This window comes from Methylophilus sp. 14 (genome assembly GCF_015354345.1).
Lineage (GTDB): Bacteria > Pseudomonadota > Gammaproteobacteria > Burkholderiales > Methylophilaceae > Methylophilus.
The window spans coordinates 30,487-49,610 of sequence record NZ_JADKYS010000005.1 but is presented as its reverse complement, the minus strand read 5'-3'; the positions used below and the strand labels follow the sequence as shown (position 1 = coordinate 49,610).

Annotated in this window: 17 protein-coding genes; 12 read left to right on the top strand and 5 right to left on the bottom strand. The window is 53.5% G+C overall.

What is annotated here, in order from left to right:
* The first annotated feature begins 57 nt into the window (after positions 1-57).
* The 9 genes from INP78_RS11915 to INP78_RS11875 are packed head-to-tail and all read left to right on the top strand — an operon-like array spanning position 58 to position 10,418.
* Positions 58-1,965, top strand: coding sequence for a pilus (MSHA type) biogenesis protein MshL (locus tag INP78_RS11915; protein WP_228522859.1), 1,908 nt, complete (start codon positions 58-60; stop codon positions 1,963-1,965).
* Entirely contained in the window at positions 1,962-2,678 is a 717-nt protein-coding gene (locus tag INP78_RS11910; RefSeq protein WP_228522858.1) for a hypothetical protein, read from the top strand. Before INP78_RS11915 ends, INP78_RS11910 begins: the two co-directional genes overlap by 4 nt.
* A gap of 2 nt (positions 2,679-2,680) precedes the next feature.
* Positions 2,681-4,405, top strand: coding sequence for a GspE/PulE family protein (locus INP78_RS11905; RefSeq protein WP_194742424.1), 1,725 nt, complete (start codon positions 2,681-2,683; stop codon positions 4,403-4,405).
* Positions 4,402-5,601, top strand: a complete 1,200-nt coding sequence (locus INP78_RS11900) for a type II secretion system F family protein (RefSeq protein WP_194742423.1) — start codon at positions 4,402-4,404, stop codon at positions 5,599-5,601. Before INP78_RS11905 ends, INP78_RS11900 begins: the two co-directional genes overlap by 4 nt.
* Positions 5,602-5,603: 2 nt before the next feature.
* The gene (locus INP78_RS11895; protein WP_194742422.1) at positions 5,604-7,112 is read left to right on the top strand and encodes a hypothetical protein; all 1,509 of its coding nucleotides are present in this window, start codon (positions 5,604-5,606) and stop codon (positions 7,110-7,112) included.
* A complete protein-coding gene (locus INP78_RS11890; protein WP_194742421.1) occupies positions 7,112-7,732 on the top strand; it encodes a hypothetical protein in 621 nt (206 codons plus the stop codon). Before INP78_RS11895 ends, INP78_RS11890 begins: the two co-directional genes overlap by 1 nt.
* The gene (locus INP78_RS11885) at positions 7,729-8,928 is read left to right on the top strand and encodes a hypothetical protein (RefSeq protein WP_228522857.1); all 1,200 of its coding nucleotides are present in this window, start codon (positions 7,729-7,731) and stop codon (positions 8,926-8,928) included. Before INP78_RS11890 ends, INP78_RS11885 begins: the two co-directional genes overlap by 4 nt.
* Positions 8,925-9,653 carry a type II secretion system protein gene (locus INP78_RS11880; protein ID WP_194742420.1) on the top strand — a complete coding sequence of 243 codons (729 nt, stop codon included), beginning with the start codon at positions 8,925-8,927 and terminating at the stop codon, positions 9,651-9,653. The genes INP78_RS11885 and INP78_RS11880 overlap by 4 nt, the downstream gene beginning before the upstream one ends.
* A gap of 12 nt (positions 9,654-9,665) precedes the next feature.
* On the top strand, positions 9,666-10,418 hold the full coding sequence (locus tag INP78_RS11875) for a molybdopterin-synthase adenylyltransferase MoeB (protein ID WP_194742419.1): 753 nt from the start codon (positions 9,666-9,668) through the stop codon (positions 10,416-10,418).
* Here INP78_RS11875 and INP78_RS11870 read toward each other — a convergent pair.
* A complete protein-coding gene (locus tag INP78_RS11870) occupies positions 10,415-10,612 on the bottom strand; it encodes a (2Fe-2S)-binding protein (protein ID WP_194742418.1) in 198 nt (65 codons plus the stop codon). The genes INP78_RS11875 and INP78_RS11870 overlap by 4 nt on opposite strands.
* Before the next feature lie 134 nt (positions 10,613-10,746).
* On the opposite strand from INP78_RS11870, the gene INP78_RS11865 reads away from it, so the two are divergent.
* On the top strand, positions 10,747-11,778 hold the full coding sequence (locus INP78_RS11865; protein ID WP_194742417.1) for a serine endopeptidase: 1,032 nt from the start codon (positions 10,747-10,749) through the stop codon (positions 11,776-11,778).
* Positions 11,779-11,813: 35 nt separating this feature from the next.
* Here INP78_RS11865 and INP78_RS11860 read toward each other — a convergent pair whose 3' ends face one another.
* The 4 genes from INP78_RS11860 to INP78_RS11845 form a co-directional block, all read right to left on the bottom strand.
* Entirely contained in the window at positions 11,814-14,711 is a 2,898-nt protein-coding gene (locus INP78_RS11860; protein ID WP_194742416.1) for a valine--tRNA ligase, read from the bottom strand.
* A gap of 48 nt (positions 14,712-14,759) precedes the next feature.
* On the bottom strand, positions 14,760-15,989 hold the full coding sequence (locus tag INP78_RS11855; protein WP_194742415.1) for an FAD-binding domain-containing protein: 1,230 nt from the start codon (positions 15,987-15,989) through the stop codon (positions 14,760-14,762).
* Positions 15,990-16,128: 139 nt separating this feature from the next.
* On the bottom strand, positions 16,129-17,040 hold the full coding sequence (locus INP78_RS11850; protein WP_194742414.1) for a hypothetical protein: 912 nt from the start codon (positions 17,038-17,040) through the stop codon (positions 16,129-16,131).
* Between the two features lie 8 nt (positions 17,041-17,048).
* Positions 17,049-17,615, bottom strand: coding sequence for a LemA family protein (locus INP78_RS11845; protein WP_194742413.1), 567 nt, complete (start codon positions 17,613-17,615; stop codon positions 17,049-17,051).
* A 125-nt stretch (positions 17,616-17,740) separates the two neighbouring features.
* On the opposite strand from INP78_RS11845, the gene INP78_RS11840 reads away from it, so the two are divergent.
* Positions 17,741-18,202 (top strand): NfeD family protein, encoded by a 462-nt coding sequence (locus tag INP78_RS11840; protein ID WP_228522856.1) that lies wholly within the window; start codon positions 17,741-17,743, stop codon positions 18,200-18,202.
* A gap of 70 nt (positions 18,203-18,272) precedes the next feature.
* The gene (locus INP78_RS11835) at positions 18,273-19,115 is read left to right on the top strand and encodes an SPFH domain-containing protein (RefSeq protein ID WP_194742412.1); all 843 of its coding nucleotides are present in this window, start codon (positions 18,273-18,275) and stop codon (positions 19,113-19,115) included.
* Positions 19,116-19,124: the final 9 nt, after the last annotated feature.

Below are 19,124 nucleotides of genomic sequence, written 5' to 3'. Positions count from 1 at the left end.
TTATTAATATTAATTAATATGTGTTAAAAAATGTCATATTCGTAACGGGGGACGTTGATGCGCTTTGCTATCATCCTGCTGTGTTGTGTTTGGCTCGCTGCATGTATACGGCAGCCGCTGGATGCGTCTACACACTCCACGTTGCATTTGCCAGACAGTCTCCCGGCAGAAACCAGTCCTGTTGCCGTTTATCCTGAAGTCGATATCTCCGAGATCGAATCTACGCGCGCGATCACGCCGCCCTTAAAATCAGCGACCCCCACCTTATTGATTAACCTGGTTGTGCATGATGCGCCTGTGCAGGAGGTGTTGCTGGCCATTGCGCGCGAAAGCGGTTTGAATATTGATGTGCACCCAGGCTTGCGCGGCAAGGTGAGCCTGCATGCGATCCAGCAGTCGGTGCCATCTATCCTGGCGCGCATGTCCAAGCAGTTGGATATGTATTACGAATGGTCGCATGGTGTGTGGTTGATTACGCCAGACATGCCCGTCATTCGCAGCTATAAATTGAATTATGTCAATATGAGTCGAGACACCACTGGCTATATAGGGGTCGCCAGTGAAATCAATAGCGCTGGCCGGGCCGCAGCGGGTAATGGCAGTGGTTCACAAGCGGTCTTGGCGCAGGGAGGTAACAGCAATAGCTCAAGAACGGCGGTGACTTCGCAATCGCGTTATCACTTGTGGGAAAGCGTTGTCGAGAATATACAGGCGCTGTTAGAGGAAACGGATAAGGCCAGCACGGCCCGTGATGAAGTGCTGGAGGGGGCTGCGTCACGTTTGGATATCCCCGCACCAGCGGCCGACTCGGCCACCAGCATGCAAGCCTCTCAACATGCTGGTGAAGTGTCAGCGCAGCCATCGGTCACTACACCGGTTGCCTTGGAAAAAATAAAACAGGCACATGTCCGCTGGCATGCTTCGAGGCTGATTGCCAATCCTGAAACCGGTATTCTGACGATCCGGGCGTCACAAAGCCAGCAGGCACAAGTCAGGGCTTACCTGGAGTCAGTGATGCAAGTGGCGGCCAGGCAAGTGCTTATTGAGGCCACGATTGTAGAAGTTGAGCTGGGTAAAAGTTTTCAGATGGGCATAGACTGGAGCCGGTTGTCAGCCTCTGCGCAGCAGCGCGGATGGCAGTTGGCGCAATCGCTAGGCAGTGATGCGGCACAGTTCAATCGCGCCGCAGGTAGCTGGGAAAGTAATAACAGCAAAAATGCACTAGGCCAGAATAATGGCAGCGTGGCATTCATGCTCGGTTACTTTAATCCGTTTAGTCGTCTGGGTAATTTAAGCGCCAGCGTGACCTTGCTTGAGCAATTTGGCAAAACACGCGTGTTATCCAGCCCTAAATTAATGGTGCTCAATAACCAGACTGCGATTCTCAAGGTCGTCGATAACCTGGTGTATTTCACGATTCAATCGCAAATTTCCCAAAGCAGCAGCAATAGCGGCAGCAACTTACAGGCAGTCACCACCACTGCCAATACCGTCCCGGTAGGGCTGGTGATGGCTGTTACCGCACAAATTAACAGCCATCAGCGGGTGAACCTGAATGTACGCCCCACGGTGTCCAAAGTGTTGCGGTATATCGAAGACCCCAATCCGCAATTAGGCAGCGGCAGTACACGGATTGTCAGCAGCATTCCTGAAATACAGGTGCGTGAAATGGAGTCTGTGCTGAATATTGCCAGTGGCAATATTGCTGTGCTGGGCGGCCTGATGCAGGAGGATCAACGCGAATTCACCGACCGCGTGCCTGGTGTGTCCAGGTTGCCAGTACTGGGGCAAGTGTTTACCGGCAAAAATCAGGCAGCGAAAAAGACGGAGTTGATTGTGTTTCTCAGGCCGACTGTTATCGGGCGAGCCGATGTGCGGTCGGGGGATTTGCAATCGTTTCAACCTTTATTGCCTGATGAGTTACCTGCTGATGCCTTTGAAATCAATGTGGGGGAGCCCTCATGAAACCAGCCTTTCATCGTTGCATGCGGTCGCTGGTTTCGTGGCAGGTGCCAAGGCGCGCAGCCCTGAATGCTTACCGCAACGCATTGATACACACAGACCTCAAGCGCGTTGAGGTAGGATTAAGTTACTTGTTATGGGCTTGTGTGGTGTTGATGAGTAGTCTGCTCTGGCCCGCTGGCTATCACTTCTGGTTTGGTGGTGACGATGGCTTGGCCGCAAAAAGACCTACTGGCTTGAGCCAATCGGTCAGCGGGTTTAACCCACCCCAAGTCCCCGTATTGGCAAAGATCGCCCTATCCAATCAATTGCCCAGTCTATTTAGATTTAAACCCGTGGGCGCGCATTCTTCTAAAGACGTCAGCCTTCATGCACCTGAGGCCCAGATGGTGCAGCCAGCAGCCAAGCCTGCTACGCAACCACTGCATCTGGCATTGCATATTCAAACGCTGCCGCAATTACACGCCAGCCTAAAACCAGCACTCAATATAGCGGTACAACAACTGCTTTCAGGCCAATTGGCGCAGGCAAGTGACTCGTTTGAGCGGGTGTTGCAGCAAGATCCGCATCAAGTGATTGCCCTGGCGGGCATGCTCGTTGTCACCAGTCAGCGCGGTGAGATTCAGCAGCGTGAAGACTACTTAAGCAGACTCCGTAGTGAGATCCCGGATTATGCGCCCGATGACGACCTGTTTTTAATGCAGTTGGAGGAGTGAGCATGTTGGCCGCCGCAGACAAAAGCCGTCTTGGAGAGTGGATGTTGGCAAAAGGCATGATTACCGCAGATCAACTGGAGATCGCTTTAATTGAGCAACAAAAACACCAGCTTCTGTTAGGGCAGCAGTTAGTCAGGCTGCATTTTGTCACAGACGCCATGATACGGGATGTGTTGGCGCAGCATCACGCGCAGGAAAGCATTGATTTACAGCAGGTGATTGTGGATCCCGAAGCGCTGGCGCTGGTGCCGGAAGCTTTTGCCCGCCAGCATAAATTGTTACCGCTGGATTTGTCCGCAGACAAGCAAGTCATGCGTGTGGCCTTGTCTGGTCACAATCATATGCTGGTGTTAGATGCGCTGCGGCATACGTTGGGTGGCAGCATACAGCTCAAATCGGTATTGGCAACGGAAGCACATTTGGAGCAGGCGCTGGATAAGTGTTATGGGCATAGCTTGTTGTTGGACAGTCTCTTGCGTGAAATTGAGCAGGAGGGTAACGCGCCAGCCTCGCTCGCCGCGCAGCAGGCATCCCGGCCAGTCATCAGGCTGGTCAATGCCGTGTTGATTGATGCAGTCAAACAAGGCGCGTCGGATATCCATTTTGAGCCTGAGCATGCTTTTCTGAGGATACGTTACCGTATCGATGGTGTGTTATGGCAGATTCGCTGCCTGCATGACCGCTATTGGCCTGCCATGTGTGTACGGCTAAAGATATTGGCCGGGATGGATATTGCCGAGCAGCGCACGCCACAGGATGGCCGGGTCAATATGTTTTTATGTGGGCGGCAAATTGATTTCAGGGTGTCCAGCCACCCGACATTGCATGGTGAAAATCTTGTATTGCGGGTATTGGACCGCGACAAGGCGATTATCCCGCTGGCGTCCATGGGCTTGCGCGCGCCACAATTGCAGCGTGTCAAAAACATGCTGGAAAAGCCGGAAGGCTTGCTGATTTTAACGGGCCCGACGGGCAGCGGGAAAACCACCACCTTGTACTCCATGCTGGGTTACCTTAATCATGAGCACGTCAATATCATGACGCTGGAAGACCCGGTCGAGTATCCACATTCGCTTATGCGGCAGACCTCGGTCAATGCGGCAAACAAAGTCGATTTCATCAATGGTATCCGGGCCATTTTACGGCAGGATCCTGACATCATCCTGATCGGCGAAGTCCGCGATGAGTCTACCGCGGCCATGGCCGTGAGGGCGGCAATGACAGGCCATTTGGTGATGACTACCTTGCATACCAATAGTGCAACCGCCGCTTTTTCGCGGCTGCAAGATCTGGGCGTCAGCCCGCATATGATGGCGGGTTGTCTGGTAGGGGTGATTGCGCAACGCTTGCTAAGACGTTTATGTCGTCACTGCAAGCGCCAAACGGTGGCTGATCGTGCGCTGGAGCAGTTGTTGCGCCACACCTGCGCGCCAGTACAGACCTGGTCGCGGCCTGTGTTCGAGGCAGAAGGGTGCGTGCATTGCCGCATGAGTGGCTATCACGGCAGGTTGGTCATTATGGAGGTGTTGACCATGCATGCCGAGATGCATGCCATGCTGGCACAACCCATGGTCATGTCGCAAGTACAGCAACAGGCGCGGCTGCATGGCTATACAACCCTGGCGGAGGAGGGGCTGCAACTGGTTAACGCGGGGGAGACCAGTGTGCAGGAGCTGCGCCGGGTTGTCGATTTAAGTGCGCTTGAGACCGAAGTGGCTAGCCCATGACCAGTTATCGCTATACCGCTATAGACCAATATGGCCAACGGCACCGTGGGGTGCTGGAGCTGCCCAATGAGCAGATGCTCACGGTGAGTTTGCAGCAACAGGGCCTGGAGTTGCTGACTTTCAGGATGGGCCAGCCATGGTTGTGGCGGCAACCCAGGGTCAATACGCAGACGCTGATTTTATTTTGTGTGCAAATGGAGCAATTACTGCAAGCAGGTGTGCCATTGTTGCAGGCGCTTGCCGATCTTGCTGAACAAAACGAACATCAAGGCATGAAGGCGGCATTGCGCACCGTACAACGTGATCTTGAAGCTGGCAAGTTATTGTCGCAAGCGTTGCAAGCGCAACCCAAAGTTTTTCCGCCTTTGCTGGGGCAGTTGATTGATGCGGGTGAGCGTACTGGCCAGTTACCCGAAATTTTCGGGCATTTGACACGTACATTATCGTGGCAGGCCGAGCTGCGGTCACAAGTCCGTCGTGGGCTGACTTACCCGGCGGTGTTATGTGTCATGGTGGCAATTGCTGCCTATGTCATGTTGACTTTTCTGGTGCCGCAAATGGCCAGTTTCTTACAAAGTCTGGGCCAGGCACTGCCTTGGTCTACCCGCCTATTGCTGGCACTGTCTGATGGAATGATGGCTTATGGTGGATGGTTGTTGCTAGGCATCATCGCCATGGTGACTGTATTCACGCTGGCGATACACCGTTCACCGGTCTTTGCCTTTTTTCTGGACCAACAACTGTTGCGGTTGCCGGTGGTTGGGCGGTTGGTGCATCAACTGGTGTTGGCCAGGCTTTGTCGCTTTCTTGGCTTGATGTATCAGACGGGAATCCCTTTATTACAAGCCTTGGCCTGGTGCCAGCCTTTATTGCAACAGCGCGTCATGGAGCAGGCGCTGGCGGAGGTGTATCAGCGCGTTCAGGCCGGGGAAAGCCTGACGGCAGGATTTGCCGCCACCCAGCAGTTCCCACCCCTGATGTTGCGTATGTTAAGTGTCGGTGAAACAACGGGTGCGCTAGATCGCATGTTGTTTCAGCTGGCAATGGTTTATGACCGGGAGGTGCAGTCACAACTGCAGATGTTATTGCGGTTGCTTGAGCCTGCACTTACCATCACACTGGGCATGATGTTGTTGTTTTTAATGGCCGCGGTGATGTTGCCGGTGTATGACAGCTTTTCAAGCCTGCGCTATTAAATATGGCAAGCCATCATTTCATTGTTCTGGTCGATCAAACGTGCTGGCGTGTAGTGCATGTGTGCGGTCAGCAAGCGTTAGCCATGCGCACGTTTGAGTGTGACGATAGTCGTCGCCAGGAAATCTTGCGTTGGTGGCAACAGTTTCCGCAGGCAAGAGTCTCGTTCCTGACCAATCATGCGGATGAGCATTATCACGTGGAAACCTTGCCGAAGGTGCGTGGGTCGGCCGGGCGCCAGTTGTTAATGCGCAAGCTGGCAGCATGGCCTTTTTCGCAAGGCATGCATGCGGTTTGTCGTTTGGGCCATGTGAAAACATTACGCCGGGAGAGCCGCTTCCTGTTTGTGGCACTCGCTTATCCAGCCCTGGCTCACTGGCTGTCGGTGTTGCAAGCACAGCCTATTCGCGTCCAGGGGGTGTACACACAAGCCTTGAGCCTGGTTTGCTGGCTACCCGCAACGCTGCAAGGGGTGATGCACGGGTTGTGTGTGCAATATACGGCACAACAAGTCCGTTTCAGTTATATCCACCAGCGGCGCCTATTCTTTAGCCGCCTGATTTCGTTGCCGTCAGACACGCTTTCTACGCCAGAGGATTTTGTTGGCCGGATTGCGCAGGAGGTGGCGCAAATACGCATGACTTTAATTCATCAGCATTGGTTACAAGAGGCTGATGCATTATCACTTGTCTGGCTGGGCCAGGCGCCTGTAAACCTGCTATTAATCAAAGCGCAGTTGCCTGCTGGATGTGTATGGGCTGAGGTCTCAGATATGGATGGGCATTCAAGAAACCGGGGCTTGCCATCTGGGCTGCATGCCATGGAATGGGCGGCGATACAGCCTATATTAAAGGGTGGTCCGTTGCCTAATCTGGCCCCTGAGCCTGTGTTGTTGCTGGATAGCAGTGCGCGTATGAAGCGTCACTTGCATTGGGCAGGGGCAGCGATGGTTTGCTTGACGGCTCTGATCTGCTGGGTCAGCATACAAGCCACCTACCAGGCGCAGGTGCAAATGCAGCAGGTGAAGCGCCAACTGCAAGTTGGGCAGCGCACACCCGCTGAGCATATCAATCAGGCACAGTTCTCTGGCATACGCGCATTGACGCAAGCCGTGCAAGGGTTACAGGCTTCTGTGCGATTGCCAGAGCATGCCTTGGCCCTGATGCAGCAGGTGTTAACGGGCCTCCCTCACTGGCAGGTAGCCTCACTGGCGTGGGATTTCTCAGAGAGCTCCCCGCAGGTTGATGCCGCTACGCAGCATCCCTCTCGCTGGCGGGAAACGCTCACTGTGACATGGTTGCAGGGTGATCGTAGCGAACAGGCGGCGATGGAATGGCAGCAATTACTGACGCGATTACGAGGGTTGCCTGAGATCGAAAAAGTAGAGGTGCTCACGCCTTCAGCATCCGCAAGCAACGCTCAGCGGCAAGGCAATACAGGTCAGGCGCCAGCGCCGGATCAGCCACCCGTGCTTAAGCTATATCTGCGGGATGTGAATCAGGCGGCCACTTGATGAAAGTCACTGCTTACTGGCCAGCGTTACGTGCAACTTTGATCGGTTGGCTAGTCGTGCTGTGCCTGCTTGTCGCTGTGATGGCTATCACATTAAATGACCAACGGGTTGCTGACGATGGCTGGAGTCAGGCCAGGCGTCAATGGCGGCAACAGCAGCAGCAAACAGAGCTTGAAGCCAGTTATCAGCCTGATATGCATTACTTTCTTGCGCATCGTATCGGTTGGCAAGCCCATGGCTTAATGCAGTCGCCGGATTTCGATCGTTGGGATGGCAATTTGGTCTCCATGCAGCAACAGTTTGCCTTGCCACATGTTGCTTATGAAATTGCACCGACGGTGTCGTGTCCTGCAGATGCCTGTCGTGCGCAATGGCCAGCCAGTCAGCCGCCGACCTTGAATTTCACGGCGACGTCCATACAACTGCGCTGGTCAGTGCCTCATGAGTCTGCCGTCATCGATTGGTTGCAGCGGCTTGAGCATGCATATGGCGGATTGTTGCTGGTGCGTCGTTGCAGCTGGATATTGGCGGAAGGCGCCGAGATGATCGCTGCGCAATGCGACCTGGACCTGTTTAATTTCCCTCATGTGCTACCCGCTGAGCTGATGGGTGCGCAATGATGAGGTCTGCCCATGTTGCCCGAGGCGTGCAAACCGGTGTCGCTATCTGGATGGTGTTACTGTTGTTGTCTGGCATGGGCACATGGATGCTGTATAAGGTACCTGGAAACTATCCTGCCCGGCAACGAGCGATGCAGCAAACAATCGCGTCATTGGCGATAGCGCAGCAAGCCTTATTGTCTTATGCCCAGCAGCCTTTGGGGACGACTCCGTGTGAATTGAATTGTCCGCGTCCTGGTGATTTGCCCTGCCCGGACCGCAATAATGATGGCATTGCTGAAACCTCGTGTAGCAATACCTCTCGCATAGGGCGGTTGCCGTGGAAAACCCTGGGGGTGGGTGATGTGCGTGATGGCAGTGGTGAGCGCTTATGGTATGCCGTCTCCGAGCGCTACAAAAACAATCCGCGCCTGCGACCGTTAAATCTGGATACGGCAGGCACATGGAGTGTGGTTTCGTCAGAAGGTGTGGTGTGGGATGCGACGCAAGGCAATGGGGTGGTTGCCGTGTTAATTGCGCCCATGCAGCCGCTCACGCGGGAGGATGGCTGGGTGCAGCAACGCATGGACGCGACCAGTGAAGTAGCGAAGCATTACCTGGATATACAGGGGGCTAGCGATAATGCCAATCCGCAGGAAAACGCAGCACGTAGCTTTGTCAGGACATCATCCAGCATACATTTTAATGATGTTGTCTGGCCGATGACTGCTAGCCAAATGCATCAGGTCATGCAAAAACAAGTGCTGGCAGAGGTAAAACGCAGTCTGCGCTGTGTTGCGTTGCCATGCCTTGCTTATCCGATACCCGCAGCCGTTGACGATAGTAGTTGTTTGGGTAACCAGGCCTTGAGTGCCGGACAATGCCTTTCTGCGGCGGCCAGCATCGGCCGCTTGCCGCTCGATGCGAACGCGCACTGGCCATGGGCGACAGAGCATGTGCTGGACGGTAATCCACAACACCACTGGTTTCAGCAAAATGCATGGCGCGAACAAGTGTTTTACCTGCCAGGTCAAGCGCAGGCCAGTATTATCCTGGCGGGTGAGCGTTTGGCCGGGCAGATCCGTGACAGTGCTACGGATAAACTGCATCTGAACGCCTATCTTGAGGCCTCCACCTTGCTTGCGCTGCATCTGCAAGATGCCTCTGTGCTTAATCTGCCGAGCAATGATCTGCAGGATAAGGTGAGTCGGCCATGAATCCGGTGCCGCAAACTCGCCCAATTCGCCTCCGGGCCGTCATGTCGGGGTTTAGCTTGCTCGAAATGGCGCTGGCATTGGTGATTTTAAGTTTGATGATGGGCTGGCTAATGACGCCATTGCGGGTGCAGCAAGCCTTGCAAAAATATCAGCAAACAGAACAGCGGCTTTATGCGGCACAGCAAGCATTGCTTGGCCACGCGATTATTTATCATTATTTGCCCTGCCCGGATACCGACCAGCCGCCAGATGGCTGGGAAAATGTATCGGCAAACCAAAGTTGTGCAGGGGATGAAGGCGTGCTGCCATGGCTGCAACTAGGCCTGGTGGCGACCGATGCCTGGGGACGGTTTTTGCGCTACCGTGCGGATAGTACCTTTACCCACCACACACAATGGTTCTCTGTGTCTGCGGCCGAGAATGCCAGCAATATTCAAGTGGTAGGTGACGTCGGGGCATTAATCAGTGCGCCTAGCCGCCCGGCTGCCATTATCCTTTCGCATGGCGAAAACGGGCTGGGTGGCATACAATCGGTGTCTGGCGGGCAAGCCTTTGTGATGGCCGCCCCTGTGCATGTGGATGAGCAGGAAAACGCTGATGGCGACCTGGTTTTTGTCGATAAAGCCCAGCAGCAGGTGGGTGGCGCGGTGTTTGATGACCGTTTGGTGATGTTGTCGCCCAAAGTGTTAATACAGCAAATGGTGCAGGCGCAGCGCCTGCCTTAAAACGGATGTTTCATGCAAGACGATTTATTGTTACGTTATAGTCGGCACATCATGTTGCCGCAAATTGAATTTGCCGGGCAAGAGAAGCTCACGCAAAGCCATGCGCTGATGATTGGTGCGGGTGGCTTGGGCGCGCCAGTAGCCATGTACCTGGCTGCCGCTGGTGTGGGCACTTTAACCATTTGTGATTTTGACCAGGTCGATTTAACCAACCTTCAACGCCAGATTATCCATACCACCGCGGCGGTTGGACAAAACAAAGCCCTGTCTGCGCAGGCGACGATTGGCAGCTTAAATCCTGAGGTCAATGTGCATGTTGAAACCCTCCGACTCAACGCAGAGGCGCTTGCCGGGCGTGTTGCGGCTGCAGATGTAGTCATTGATTGCTCGGATAACTTCGCGACGCGCTACTTATTGAACCAGTTGTGTTTTAACCACAAAACACCATTAATCTCTGGTGCCGCCATTCGTTTTGAGGGGCAATTAAGCGTGTTTGATTTTCGTCATGATGAAAGCCCTTGCTATCACTGCCTGTATCCTGATGTAGGGGGTGATCAGGAACTGCGTTGTGCTGATAACGGCGTGTTTGCGCCGCTCGTTGGCATGATAGGTACCGCACAGGCAGCGGAGGCCATCAAGGTTTTGCTCAATATCGGCCAAACCATGCAGGGCAGGTTGCTGTTACTGGATGCATTGAGTGCCGAATGGCGCACCATACGCCTGAAAAAAGACCCGACGTGCGCGGTCTGTGGGCCGCGTGTTTAAGTCTTTGCGTTGAGGGCATTCACCAGTTCGGTAATCTCCCATTCGCACCCGCCACATCCGCTCAGTGCGCCTGAGTAGCGTGAAATGGCGTCCAGGTCTTTGCCTTGCGCGACCAGCTCAATAATCAAGCCCCGCGTTGTGCCGCTGCAACTGCACAAGACTTCTTTCGGGTTTTCTTCTTCAGTGTCCGCCATCCGCATACTATCCTTTAAAGTTGAATTTTAAGGCAGATGCCCGTGCTGTGCCAGTTTCTACAACTTTTGCACATACTTGCTGCGATGGTGAAAGCCCGCTAGCATGCATAACATCTCTACGAGAGGACTGTCAGATGAGTAAAGGCGTTCGTTTATCTGAAAAGTGGTTTAACCGCGCATTGTGGGCCGTGGCTTTTATCTTCGCCTGGTTTTTAACGGGGTTGGGTAAGAATATTATCGGTGACCTGCCACGCGTGGAAACCGAATACACCACCGAGCACTACGTTAACCAGCGTGCCATTGAGCCGTTGCGCACGCAACTGAGCGGCATTGCCCAGCAGCGGCAGCGATTGGCTGACCAGCAGGAACAAGCCAGTTTGCAGCTGACGATACGGCAAAAAGACTATCAGGCCGCGCGCAGTACTTTTGATAACTGGGTGGCAACGCGAGATGTGACGCAGTTATCAACGCAGGATGATGAGCTGGTCAGGCGCACGCAACAGCTGGATGCACTCAAAGTGCAGGAGCGTCATGCTGAGAAGTCGATAGAGCAGATTCAGCAGAAGCAAACGAACCTGTTCCAGCATGAGGCGCAATTGCAAACGCAGATCAATGCCATGGAAGAGGTGGCACGTAAAAAATTTGACGAGGCTTACCAGCACAAGGCCACACGCGTGTTTTTGTACCGCTTGCTCCTGACCCTGCCTTTGCTGGGGCTCGCCGCCTGGTTGTTTGTGAAGCAACGCAAATCCCAGTACTGGCCCTTTGTCTGGGGCTTTATTATCTTTGCGTTGATGGCCTTCTTCGTTGAACTAGTGCCGTATTTGCCAGATTATGGCGGTTATGTACGCTATATTGTCGGTATTTTGCTCACTGTGGTTGGTGGCAAATATGCTATTGCCGCATTGCAGCGGTATCTGGCGCAGCAGCAACTGGCCGAATCGCAACCTGAGTTCCAGCGCCGGGAAGAGTTGGGGTATGACACTGCCTTAGAGCGCTTGGGCAAGAGTATTTGCCCGGGCTGTGAGCGGCAGGTAGATCTCAAAAATGAGCACAATGACTTTTGCATGCACTGTGGCATTTGTCTGCACAATTATTGCACTGGCTGCAATGCGCGAAAAAATGCTTTTGCCAAGTTCTGCCACAAATGTGGCACCGTCGCCTGATTGCCAGGCGACGATGTCACATTTGTAGGCTGCAATTATTTGAGTTTATTTAATTGGGCTTGTAACTTTTCAAGACTGGCGCTGAACTCAGCCAGGCGGGCTTTTTCCTGCTCCACCACGGCTGCCGGGGCGCGGGCGACAAAGCTTTCGTTGCCCAGTTTGCCGTTGGCTTTGGTAATTTCACCCTGCAAACGCGCAATTTCTTTACTCAGGCGCTCTTTTTCAGCGGCAACATCAATTTCCACTTTGAGCATCAGTTTGAAGTCAGCCGCCAGCATCACTGGCGCATCTGCTTCTGGGAGCTCCGCCACAATGTCGACGTTCTCCAGCTTGGCCAGTGACTTGAGGTAAGGTGCAAAAGCGGCCAGTTGCTCAGCGTCACCCGCGGCAATCAATGGCACCTTGGCGGCAGGTGAAATGCTCATTTCGCCACGCAAGCTTCGGCAAGCCTCTACCGCTGTTTTCAGAGTGGCCACCCACGCTTCAGCCTGTTCATCAATTTTTTCCAGGTCTGCCTTTGGATAAGTCTGCAGCATAATGCTCTCAGTGCTGCGTGACTTGTCTTTCAGCTCGGTCATTGGCGCGATGGTCTGCCAGATTTCTTCGGTAATAAACGGAATAATCGGGTGTGCCAGGCGCAAAATGGTTTCCAGTACGCGCAACAAGGTGCGACGGGTGGCGCGCTGCTCGGCCTCGCTGCCGCCCTGGATTTGTACCTTGGCGATTTCCAGGTACCAGTCGCAATACTGATCCCAGACAAATTCATAAATGGCCTTGGCTGCCAGGTCAAAGCGGTAGTCGTTAAACGCGCGCTCCACTTCGGCTTCGGTGCGTTGCAGCAGCGACACAATCCATCTGTCTGCCTGGCTGAATTTGCGGCCACCAGCTTCGCAGCTTTCTGCGCCAAAGCCGTTGTCCTGGCCTTCAGTGTTCATGAGCACAAAGCGGGTCGCGTTCCACAGTTTGTTGCAGAAGTTGCGGTAGCCTTCGCAGCGTTGCAGGTCAAATTTGATGTCGCGACCAGGCGAAGCCAGACTGGCAAAGGTGAAGCGAAGCGCATCAGTGCCATAAGCGGCAATGCCTTCTGGAAACTCTTTGCGTGTGCGCTTCTCGATTTTCTCGGCATCTTTCGGGTTCATCAGGCCGATGGTGCGTTTTTTCACCAGTGATTCCAGGTCGATCCCGTCAATCAGATCTATCGGATCCAGCACATTGCCTTTGGACTTGGACATTTTCTGGCCTTCTGCATCGCGGATCAGGCCGTGCACGTAAACGTGCTTGAACGGAATTTTGCCGGTGATGTGCTTGGTCATCATGACCATGCGCGCTACCCAGAAGAAGATAATATCGAAGCCGGTGACCAGCACTGATGATGGCAGGAATTGCTGTAAAGCCTGGTTTTGCGCGTCAATCGCGTCATCGCCCGTCCAGTCCAGGGTAGAGAATGGCCACAGGGCAGACGAGTACCAGGTATCCAGCACATCGTTGTCGCGCGTTAGAGCCCCGGTGTCACCGTCTTTAGCGGCCATGGCTTTTGCCTCAGCCTCATCGTGCGCTACATAGACTTTACCGTGTTCGCTATACCAGGCCGGGATTTGGTGACCCCACCATAATTGGCGAGAAATACACCAGTCTTGAATGTTGTTCAGCCACTGGTTATAAGTATTCACCCAGTTTTCCGGGTAGAACTTGATTTCGCCATTAGCAACCACCTCCAGCGCTTTTTCGGTGATGCTCTTGCCGTCGTGACCTGCTTTGCTCATGGCCACAAACCACTGGTCGGTGAGCATGGGCTCAATCACCACATTGGTGCGGTCGCCACGTGGCACTTTCAATTTGTGTTTTTCAACCTTGACCAAAAAGCCACCGGACTCGAGGTCTGCCACGACTTGTTTGCGCGCAGCAAAACGCTCCAGCCCGACCAGATTGGCAGGTAAGGTGATTGCGGCTTTGGCGCTACCGTCAGCGGCGTAGACTTCAGCGCTTGCAGGCACAAAGCCCTGCAGGTTGAGGATGACGACTTTGTCCAGGCCCTGGCGTTGACCAACCATATTGTCGTTAAAGTCGTGGGCTGGCGTGACTTTTACCACGCCGGTACCAAATTCTTTATCGACATACTCGTCGGCAATCACCGGGATTTCGCGGTTGCACAACGGGAGTGTGACGTTTTTGCCAATTAAATGCGCATAACGTTCATCCTCTGGGTTAACCATGACAGCCACGTCACCGAGCATGGTTTCCGGGCGCGTTGTCGCTACAGTCAGCGAGCCGGAGCCATCCGCCAGTGGGTAATTGATATGCCACATGGAGCCGTCTTCTTCTTCCTGGACTACTTCCAGATCGGACACGGCGGTGCCCAGTTTCACATCCCAGTTAACTAATCGTTTTCCTCTGTAGATCAGGCCTTCGTTATACAGGCGTACAAAGGTCTCAGTAACCACCTTGTTGAGGCCTGCATCCATGGTGAAGCGCTCGCGCTGCCAGTCGGGCGAGGTGCCCAGGCGGCGCATCTGTTTGGTGATGGTGCCGCCGGAATATTCTTTCCACTCCCAGACTTTTTCCAGAAACTTTTCGCGACCCAGATCATGGCGGCTCACGCCTTGTGCGTCGAGCTGGCGTTCCACCACAATTTGCGTGGCAATGCCTGCGTGGTCGGTGCCTGGTTGCCATAAGGTGTTGTCGCCACGCATGCGGTGGTAACGCGTCAGCGCGTCCATAATGGTCTGGTTAAAACCATGGCCCATGTGCAGCGTGCCGGTGACGTTGGGTGGGGGCAGCAAAATGCAGAAGTTATCTTGCACTTGCGGGTTCATGCCGGCGGCGTAAAAGCCTTTACCTTCCCAAAAAGCATACCATTGGCTTTCTATGGTTTTTGGGTCGAATGATTTTGCGAGTTCGCGGTTGGTTTGAGTGTTTGATGTCGGAGTATTCATGCGCGGGATTTTACCACGCCACACAGGCTCGCAGCGCAGGCGCAGGCGCTAGTTTGTGCAAAGGCCGCGCGTGAGGCTGGGTTCTACCGCTTTCCAGTAGCGGCTGAAACGCATGAGTTGGTGGTCGCTTAACGGCGTTTCTGTCAAAACAGGCTCGGTGCGCCACTCAATATCCAGCCCTGCTGCCGCTTGTTTGAGTGCCTGTTGCGGCGTGTTTTGGGTGATGATCCGACCCTGCGCGAGCCGCGCCAGTACTTGATTGGTTTGTCCCAGCCAGATATCTACCCCTGGCATTTCAGCCAGGCAGTCAGCCATGAATTGCAAGCGCTTGAGTGGCCAGTGCTGGTACAGTGCCGGGTCGAATATAAATACAGCGGGCAGGTTAAAGGCGCATAGCGCATGCGTTGGTGACAGCATCTCGTCGTGTATCCATACCAGGCTCGCGACGCCTTTGGGCGTGGGGGGCGGCGGTTTTATATGATGGGCGGGTGGGGGTGCGACCACTGCCTCAGTAAACAGTTGTTGATACAGTTGTTCATAACTGCCTTCAAACGGGCAGCTGACACGACATTGCTGGCACCAGGATTCGCCGCCAAACTTGGTCAGATTTTCTTTGTTGAAAATATAAGGCTTGCTGCTGAAACTGGAGGAGATCCATTGCCAGGATAGATGGTTGGATGCCGTGTCGCCATCCAGTAGTTGTGTTTCAAACCAATCGGCAGCTTGTCGCCAGTCTACCTTGAGCCAATGCACGACATAAGCCGCAAACCACATGCGTGCATGGTTGTGTACATAGCCATGTTGCTGCAATTGGCGCACGATTTCATCCATGCACACCAGCCCGGTGAAGCCTTGTGCAATAAAGTCTGGCATGGGTTTATCGCCTAAGCCTACCTTGGGAGACTCCATGGGCTGCATGATCGCTTCACCAAATCGGTACCAGACCTGGCGGAAATAATCTCGGTAACTGAGTTCTGCGGCGAGTTTGTGCGAGTGTTTGCCAAACCGTGCCTGCACGTCCGCCATGGTTTCTTGCAGCGACAGGCAGCCATGGCGCAGGTAGGGCGATAAGCCGGTCGCTGCGCCTGTGAGCTGGTTGCGGCTACGCGCATAGTCTTCAGCATCCACCGCCGATAGCCGCGCTAATGCAGACGCACGTCCGCCTTGCCAAGCCGGGGACAAGTCTGGCCCCGAGGCTTGCGGAAAGCAGTCACGGATTTGTGCCAGCCGTTCGTAACGGTCAGAGGCAAGCGTGATACGCGTAGGCGGTTGAGTCATTGCAGCATTTTGACACAAGTAGTCATGCCATGCTTTCAAATATTCATCGTTGCTCAGAGGCGGTTTGTGCAGGCAGGATGGTAGTAAGGTTTGGGCAGTTAGGCAGCACGACTTCTTCTATTGCGCGCTTTCAGACAGTTTAAGTAAACAGTTCGATCAGCGTATTGCTTTGCCAGAACCATAGTGCGCCTGCAACTGCCAGAAAGAGAATGGTTAAATGCACGGCACCCCAGCATCGATAGGTGTTGCGTAACTTTTGTGGTGATAGATTGGATAATAGAAATGGCCGACCATTCTTTGGTGCCCGCATCACATGGATGCCATCTGCTGCGCGGATCTCTCGATGTTCTTTCTCGACTTCACGCATCGCCGCCCTGCGTGCTAACTCCCACTCTTTCAGGTCAATCTCGCCATTGCCATCCAGGTCAAAGCGTTGCAACAAAGATTGTTTGTTTTCTTTCCAGGATGCCAGCAAGACCGCTACATCTGAGTTCAAATCGAGCATGGCGTTGGCACCGCCTATGGTTGTGAACTCGCCTAAGGCATACACTGCGTCGCTCCTCAGCAGCTCTTCCACGTATTTAAAGCCGCCTTGGCTCACTACCTTGCGATCGGGAGAAATGACTTCTGCGTGATCTGGATCGATCACACAGCTGCCCGTGCCATCGCTCATCTCTATCATACTGTCACTGGTCTGATTGCTGACCTGGCGCCAGCCTTTGTCTTCTTTTTCATAGACGCGATAACGGTACCAAATACAGCGCGTATGGCTGTAGGGGCTAATCAGTAAATTGTTAAACGCCATCGCAGTGCGCCCATATAGTTCAACATAGCCTTGTGCAGCGGAGGCGATGCGTGAGGTCGGTGTATCTGAAATGACACGACATCTTTGATAGTTGGCTGCCCAGGCCCAGAGGCTGATGAGGCCGATCACACTGCAACAGCCTATCCATACCCGTTGATTATGGGCATACACGGCCATCAGCAACAAGGTCAGATGGCCAACGGATGTAATCGCGTCGTTATCGTGACCGCGTAAAAACTGCAACATGGTGCAATTTAACTATTAAAGCGTTTGCCGATATCGATGTCTCGTAGTTCTTCACTGGCAAAACGCATGAGCTCAAAGCGGGGAAAGTTAAATAGTTTCGCCACTAACAGATCGGGAAACTGTTCGATACGTACGTTGTTGATATTCACGCTTTCATTGTAAAACTCACGGCGGTCAGCAATGGCGTTCTCTAGCCCACTGATGCGAGATTGTAAATGCAGGAAATTTTCGTTGGCTTTTAATTCAGGATAGGCTTCTGCCACGGCAAACAAATGGCCTAAGCCAGTGCGCAATGCCCCTTCGGCGGTGCCCAAGGCGTTCACGTCATGTGACTGCTGCGCTTTAGACACCTGTGACCTGGCTAACATCACCCTTTCCAGGGTGTCTTGTTCATGCTTCATATATTGTTTGCAGGTATCAATCAGTTTAGGCAACTCGTCATGACGCTGCTTCAGCAGTATTTCAATATTTGACCAGGCTTTGGCAATGTTGTTTTTAACGCTGACCAAACTGTTATACAGCATGATGATATAAAGCGTTAACACTGCGAATATGACTAAGGTGACGATCTCCATAATACTCCCTGTTTGGTAACGACGTTAAGCGGATAACTTATGCATGCTAATACAGGCAGGGGTATTACCATGGATGCAATAGGCAGCAAAAATACGTTCTTTTCTGGTAGGATGTATTCAAAACAATGGGGGTGAGCACGGTGCAACTGGTCTGGAGTTGGGGCGTTATTGGCCTGATTTTATTGTGTCTGGAAATGATGTCCGGGACTTTGTATTTGCTTTGGCCTGGCGTCGCAGCCTTGGTCATGGCGTTATTTTCCTGGGCATTTCCAGCCTTTGGTCTGGCCTGGCAAATCGTCATCTATGCCATGTTTTCCGTATTGGCCGTCGCCATCTGGCGCAAGCGCGAACAAGCGCATCCGGCGCCGCGCGTCGGGCAGGCACAGGGGGAAGAGATTGGTCGTCAGGGCGTGATCACCGTTGCCGTCAGCCCGGCCCAGCCAGGCAAAATTCGGTTTAGCCAGGGCGTGATGGGCAGCAAAGAATGGACCGCCTATGCTGACGTAGACATCGCGGTCGATCAGCCTGCCAGAATCATCGCAGTGGAAGGCAATGGCTTGCGTGTTGCGCCACTGACACAACACTAAACTACACCGGCCCAAGACGTTTGGGGTGGCTGCATGCAGCAGCTCAATATTTTTCAGCAGAGGAAACCACATGGAAATCAGCATCATCATATTGATATTGGCGATTATTGCCATCGTTAAAGGCGTGCGCATTGTGCCGCAGGGCGAAGAGTGGGTAGTTGAACGCCTTGGCAAGTTTGCCGGTATTTTAACGCCGGGCTTGCATGTGATTAATCCCATATTGAGCACGATTAGCTATAAAGTGACCACCAAAGACATCATCCTCGATGTGCCTGAGCAGGAAGTCATTACCCGCGATAACGCAGTGATTCTGGCCAATGCGGTTGCCTTTATCAAGGTGACTAACATTGAGCGCGCTGTATACGGGATTGAAAATTTCCGTGAGGCCATGCGCAATATGGTGCAAACTAGTTTGCGTTCAATTATTGGTGGCATGGATTTAAACCATGCATTGACCTCGCGTGACCGCATCAAGGCAGAGTTGAAAGAGGCGATTGCCGATGAGGCGCTGGATTGGGGCTTGACCGTGAAAAGTGTTGAGATTCAGGATATCAAGCCTTCTGCCAATATGCAGGATGCGATGGAAAGGCAAGCCGCTGCCGAGCGTGAGCGCGTGGCAGTGGTCACCGAGGCCGAAGGTGCCAAACAATCCCTGATTCTGAATGCGGAAGCGCGTCTGGAAGCGGCGCGCAAAGATGCAGAGGCGCAGATGGTCGGTGCCAAGGCGTCAGCCGAGGCGATCAAAATGATTACCGAAGCGGTGAAAGAAAATAACGCCTCGGCAACGTTCTTGCTCGGCGACCGTTATATCCAATCCCTGCAAAAAATGGCGGATTCCAATAACAGTAAAATCGTGGTCATGCCGGGCGATGTCGTCAGCGCTGTGAAAAGCCTGGTGGGCGGCGGCAAATAAGTCATCCCT

Excerpts from the sequence above, each read along its gene's own strand:
- INP78_RS11870 (WP_194742418.1), bottom strand. The coding sequence starts at position 10,612 with ATGGCGGACACTGAAGAAGAAAACCCGAAAGAAGTCTTGTGCAGTTGC.
- INP78_RS11865 (WP_194742417.1), top strand. The coding sequence starts at position 10,747 with ATGAGTAAAGGCGTTCGTTTATCTGAAAAGTGGTTTAACCGCGCATTG.
- INP78_RS11835 (WP_194742412.1), top strand. The coding sequence starts at position 18,273 with ATGGAAATCAGCATCATCATATTGATATTGGCGATTATTGCCATCGTT.
- INP78_RS11855 (WP_194742415.1), bottom strand. The coding sequence starts at position 15,989 with ATGACTCAACCGCCTACGCGTATCACGCTTGCCTCTGACCGTTACGAA.
- INP78_RS11915 (WP_228522859.1), top strand. The coding sequence starts at position 58 with ATGCGCTTTGCTATCATCCTGCTGTGTTGTGTTTGGCTCGCTGCATGT.
- INP78_RS11875 (WP_194742419.1), top strand. The coding sequence starts at position 9,666 with ATGCAAGACGATTTATTGTTACGTTATAGTCGGCACATCATGTTGCCG.
- INP78_RS11905 (WP_194742424.1), top strand. The coding sequence starts at position 2,681 with ATGTTGGCCGCCGCAGACAAAAGCCGTCTTGGAGAGTGGATGTTGGCA.
- INP78_RS11860 (WP_194742416.1), bottom strand. The coding sequence starts at position 14,711 with ATGAATACTCCGACATCAAACACTCAAACCAACCGCGAACTCGCAAAA.
- INP78_RS11880 (WP_194742420.1), top strand. The coding sequence starts at position 8,925 with ATGAATCCGGTGCCGCAAACTCGCCCAATTCGCCTCCGGGCCGTCATG.
- INP78_RS11895 (WP_194742422.1), top strand. The coding sequence starts at position 5,604 with ATGGCAAGCCATCATTTCATTGTTCTGGTCGATCAAACGTGCTGGCGT.
- INP78_RS11900 (WP_194742423.1), top strand. The coding sequence starts at position 4,402 with ATGACCAGTTATCGCTATACCGCTATAGACCAATATGGCCAACGGCAC.
- INP78_RS11885 (WP_228522857.1), top strand. The coding sequence starts at position 7,729 with ATGATGAGGTCTGCCCATGTTGCCCGAGGCGTGCAAACCGGTGTCGCT.
- INP78_RS11840 (WP_228522856.1), top strand. The coding sequence starts at position 17,741 with ATGGGGGTGAGCACGGTGCAACTGGTCTGGAGTTGGGGCGTTATTGGC.
- INP78_RS11910 (WP_228522858.1), top strand. The coding sequence starts at position 1,962 with ATGAAACCAGCCTTTCATCGTTGCATGCGGTCGCTGGTTTCGTGGCAG.
- INP78_RS11890 (WP_194742421.1), top strand. The coding sequence starts at position 7,112 with ATGAAAGTCACTGCTTACTGGCCAGCGTTACGTGCAACTTTGATCGGT.
- INP78_RS11845 (WP_194742413.1), bottom strand. The coding sequence starts at position 17,615 with ATGGAGATCGTCACCTTAGTCATATTCGCAGTGTTAACGCTTTATATC.
- INP78_RS11850 (WP_194742414.1), bottom strand. The coding sequence starts at position 17,040 with ATGTTGCAGTTTTTACGCGGTCACGATAACGACGCGATTACATCCGTT.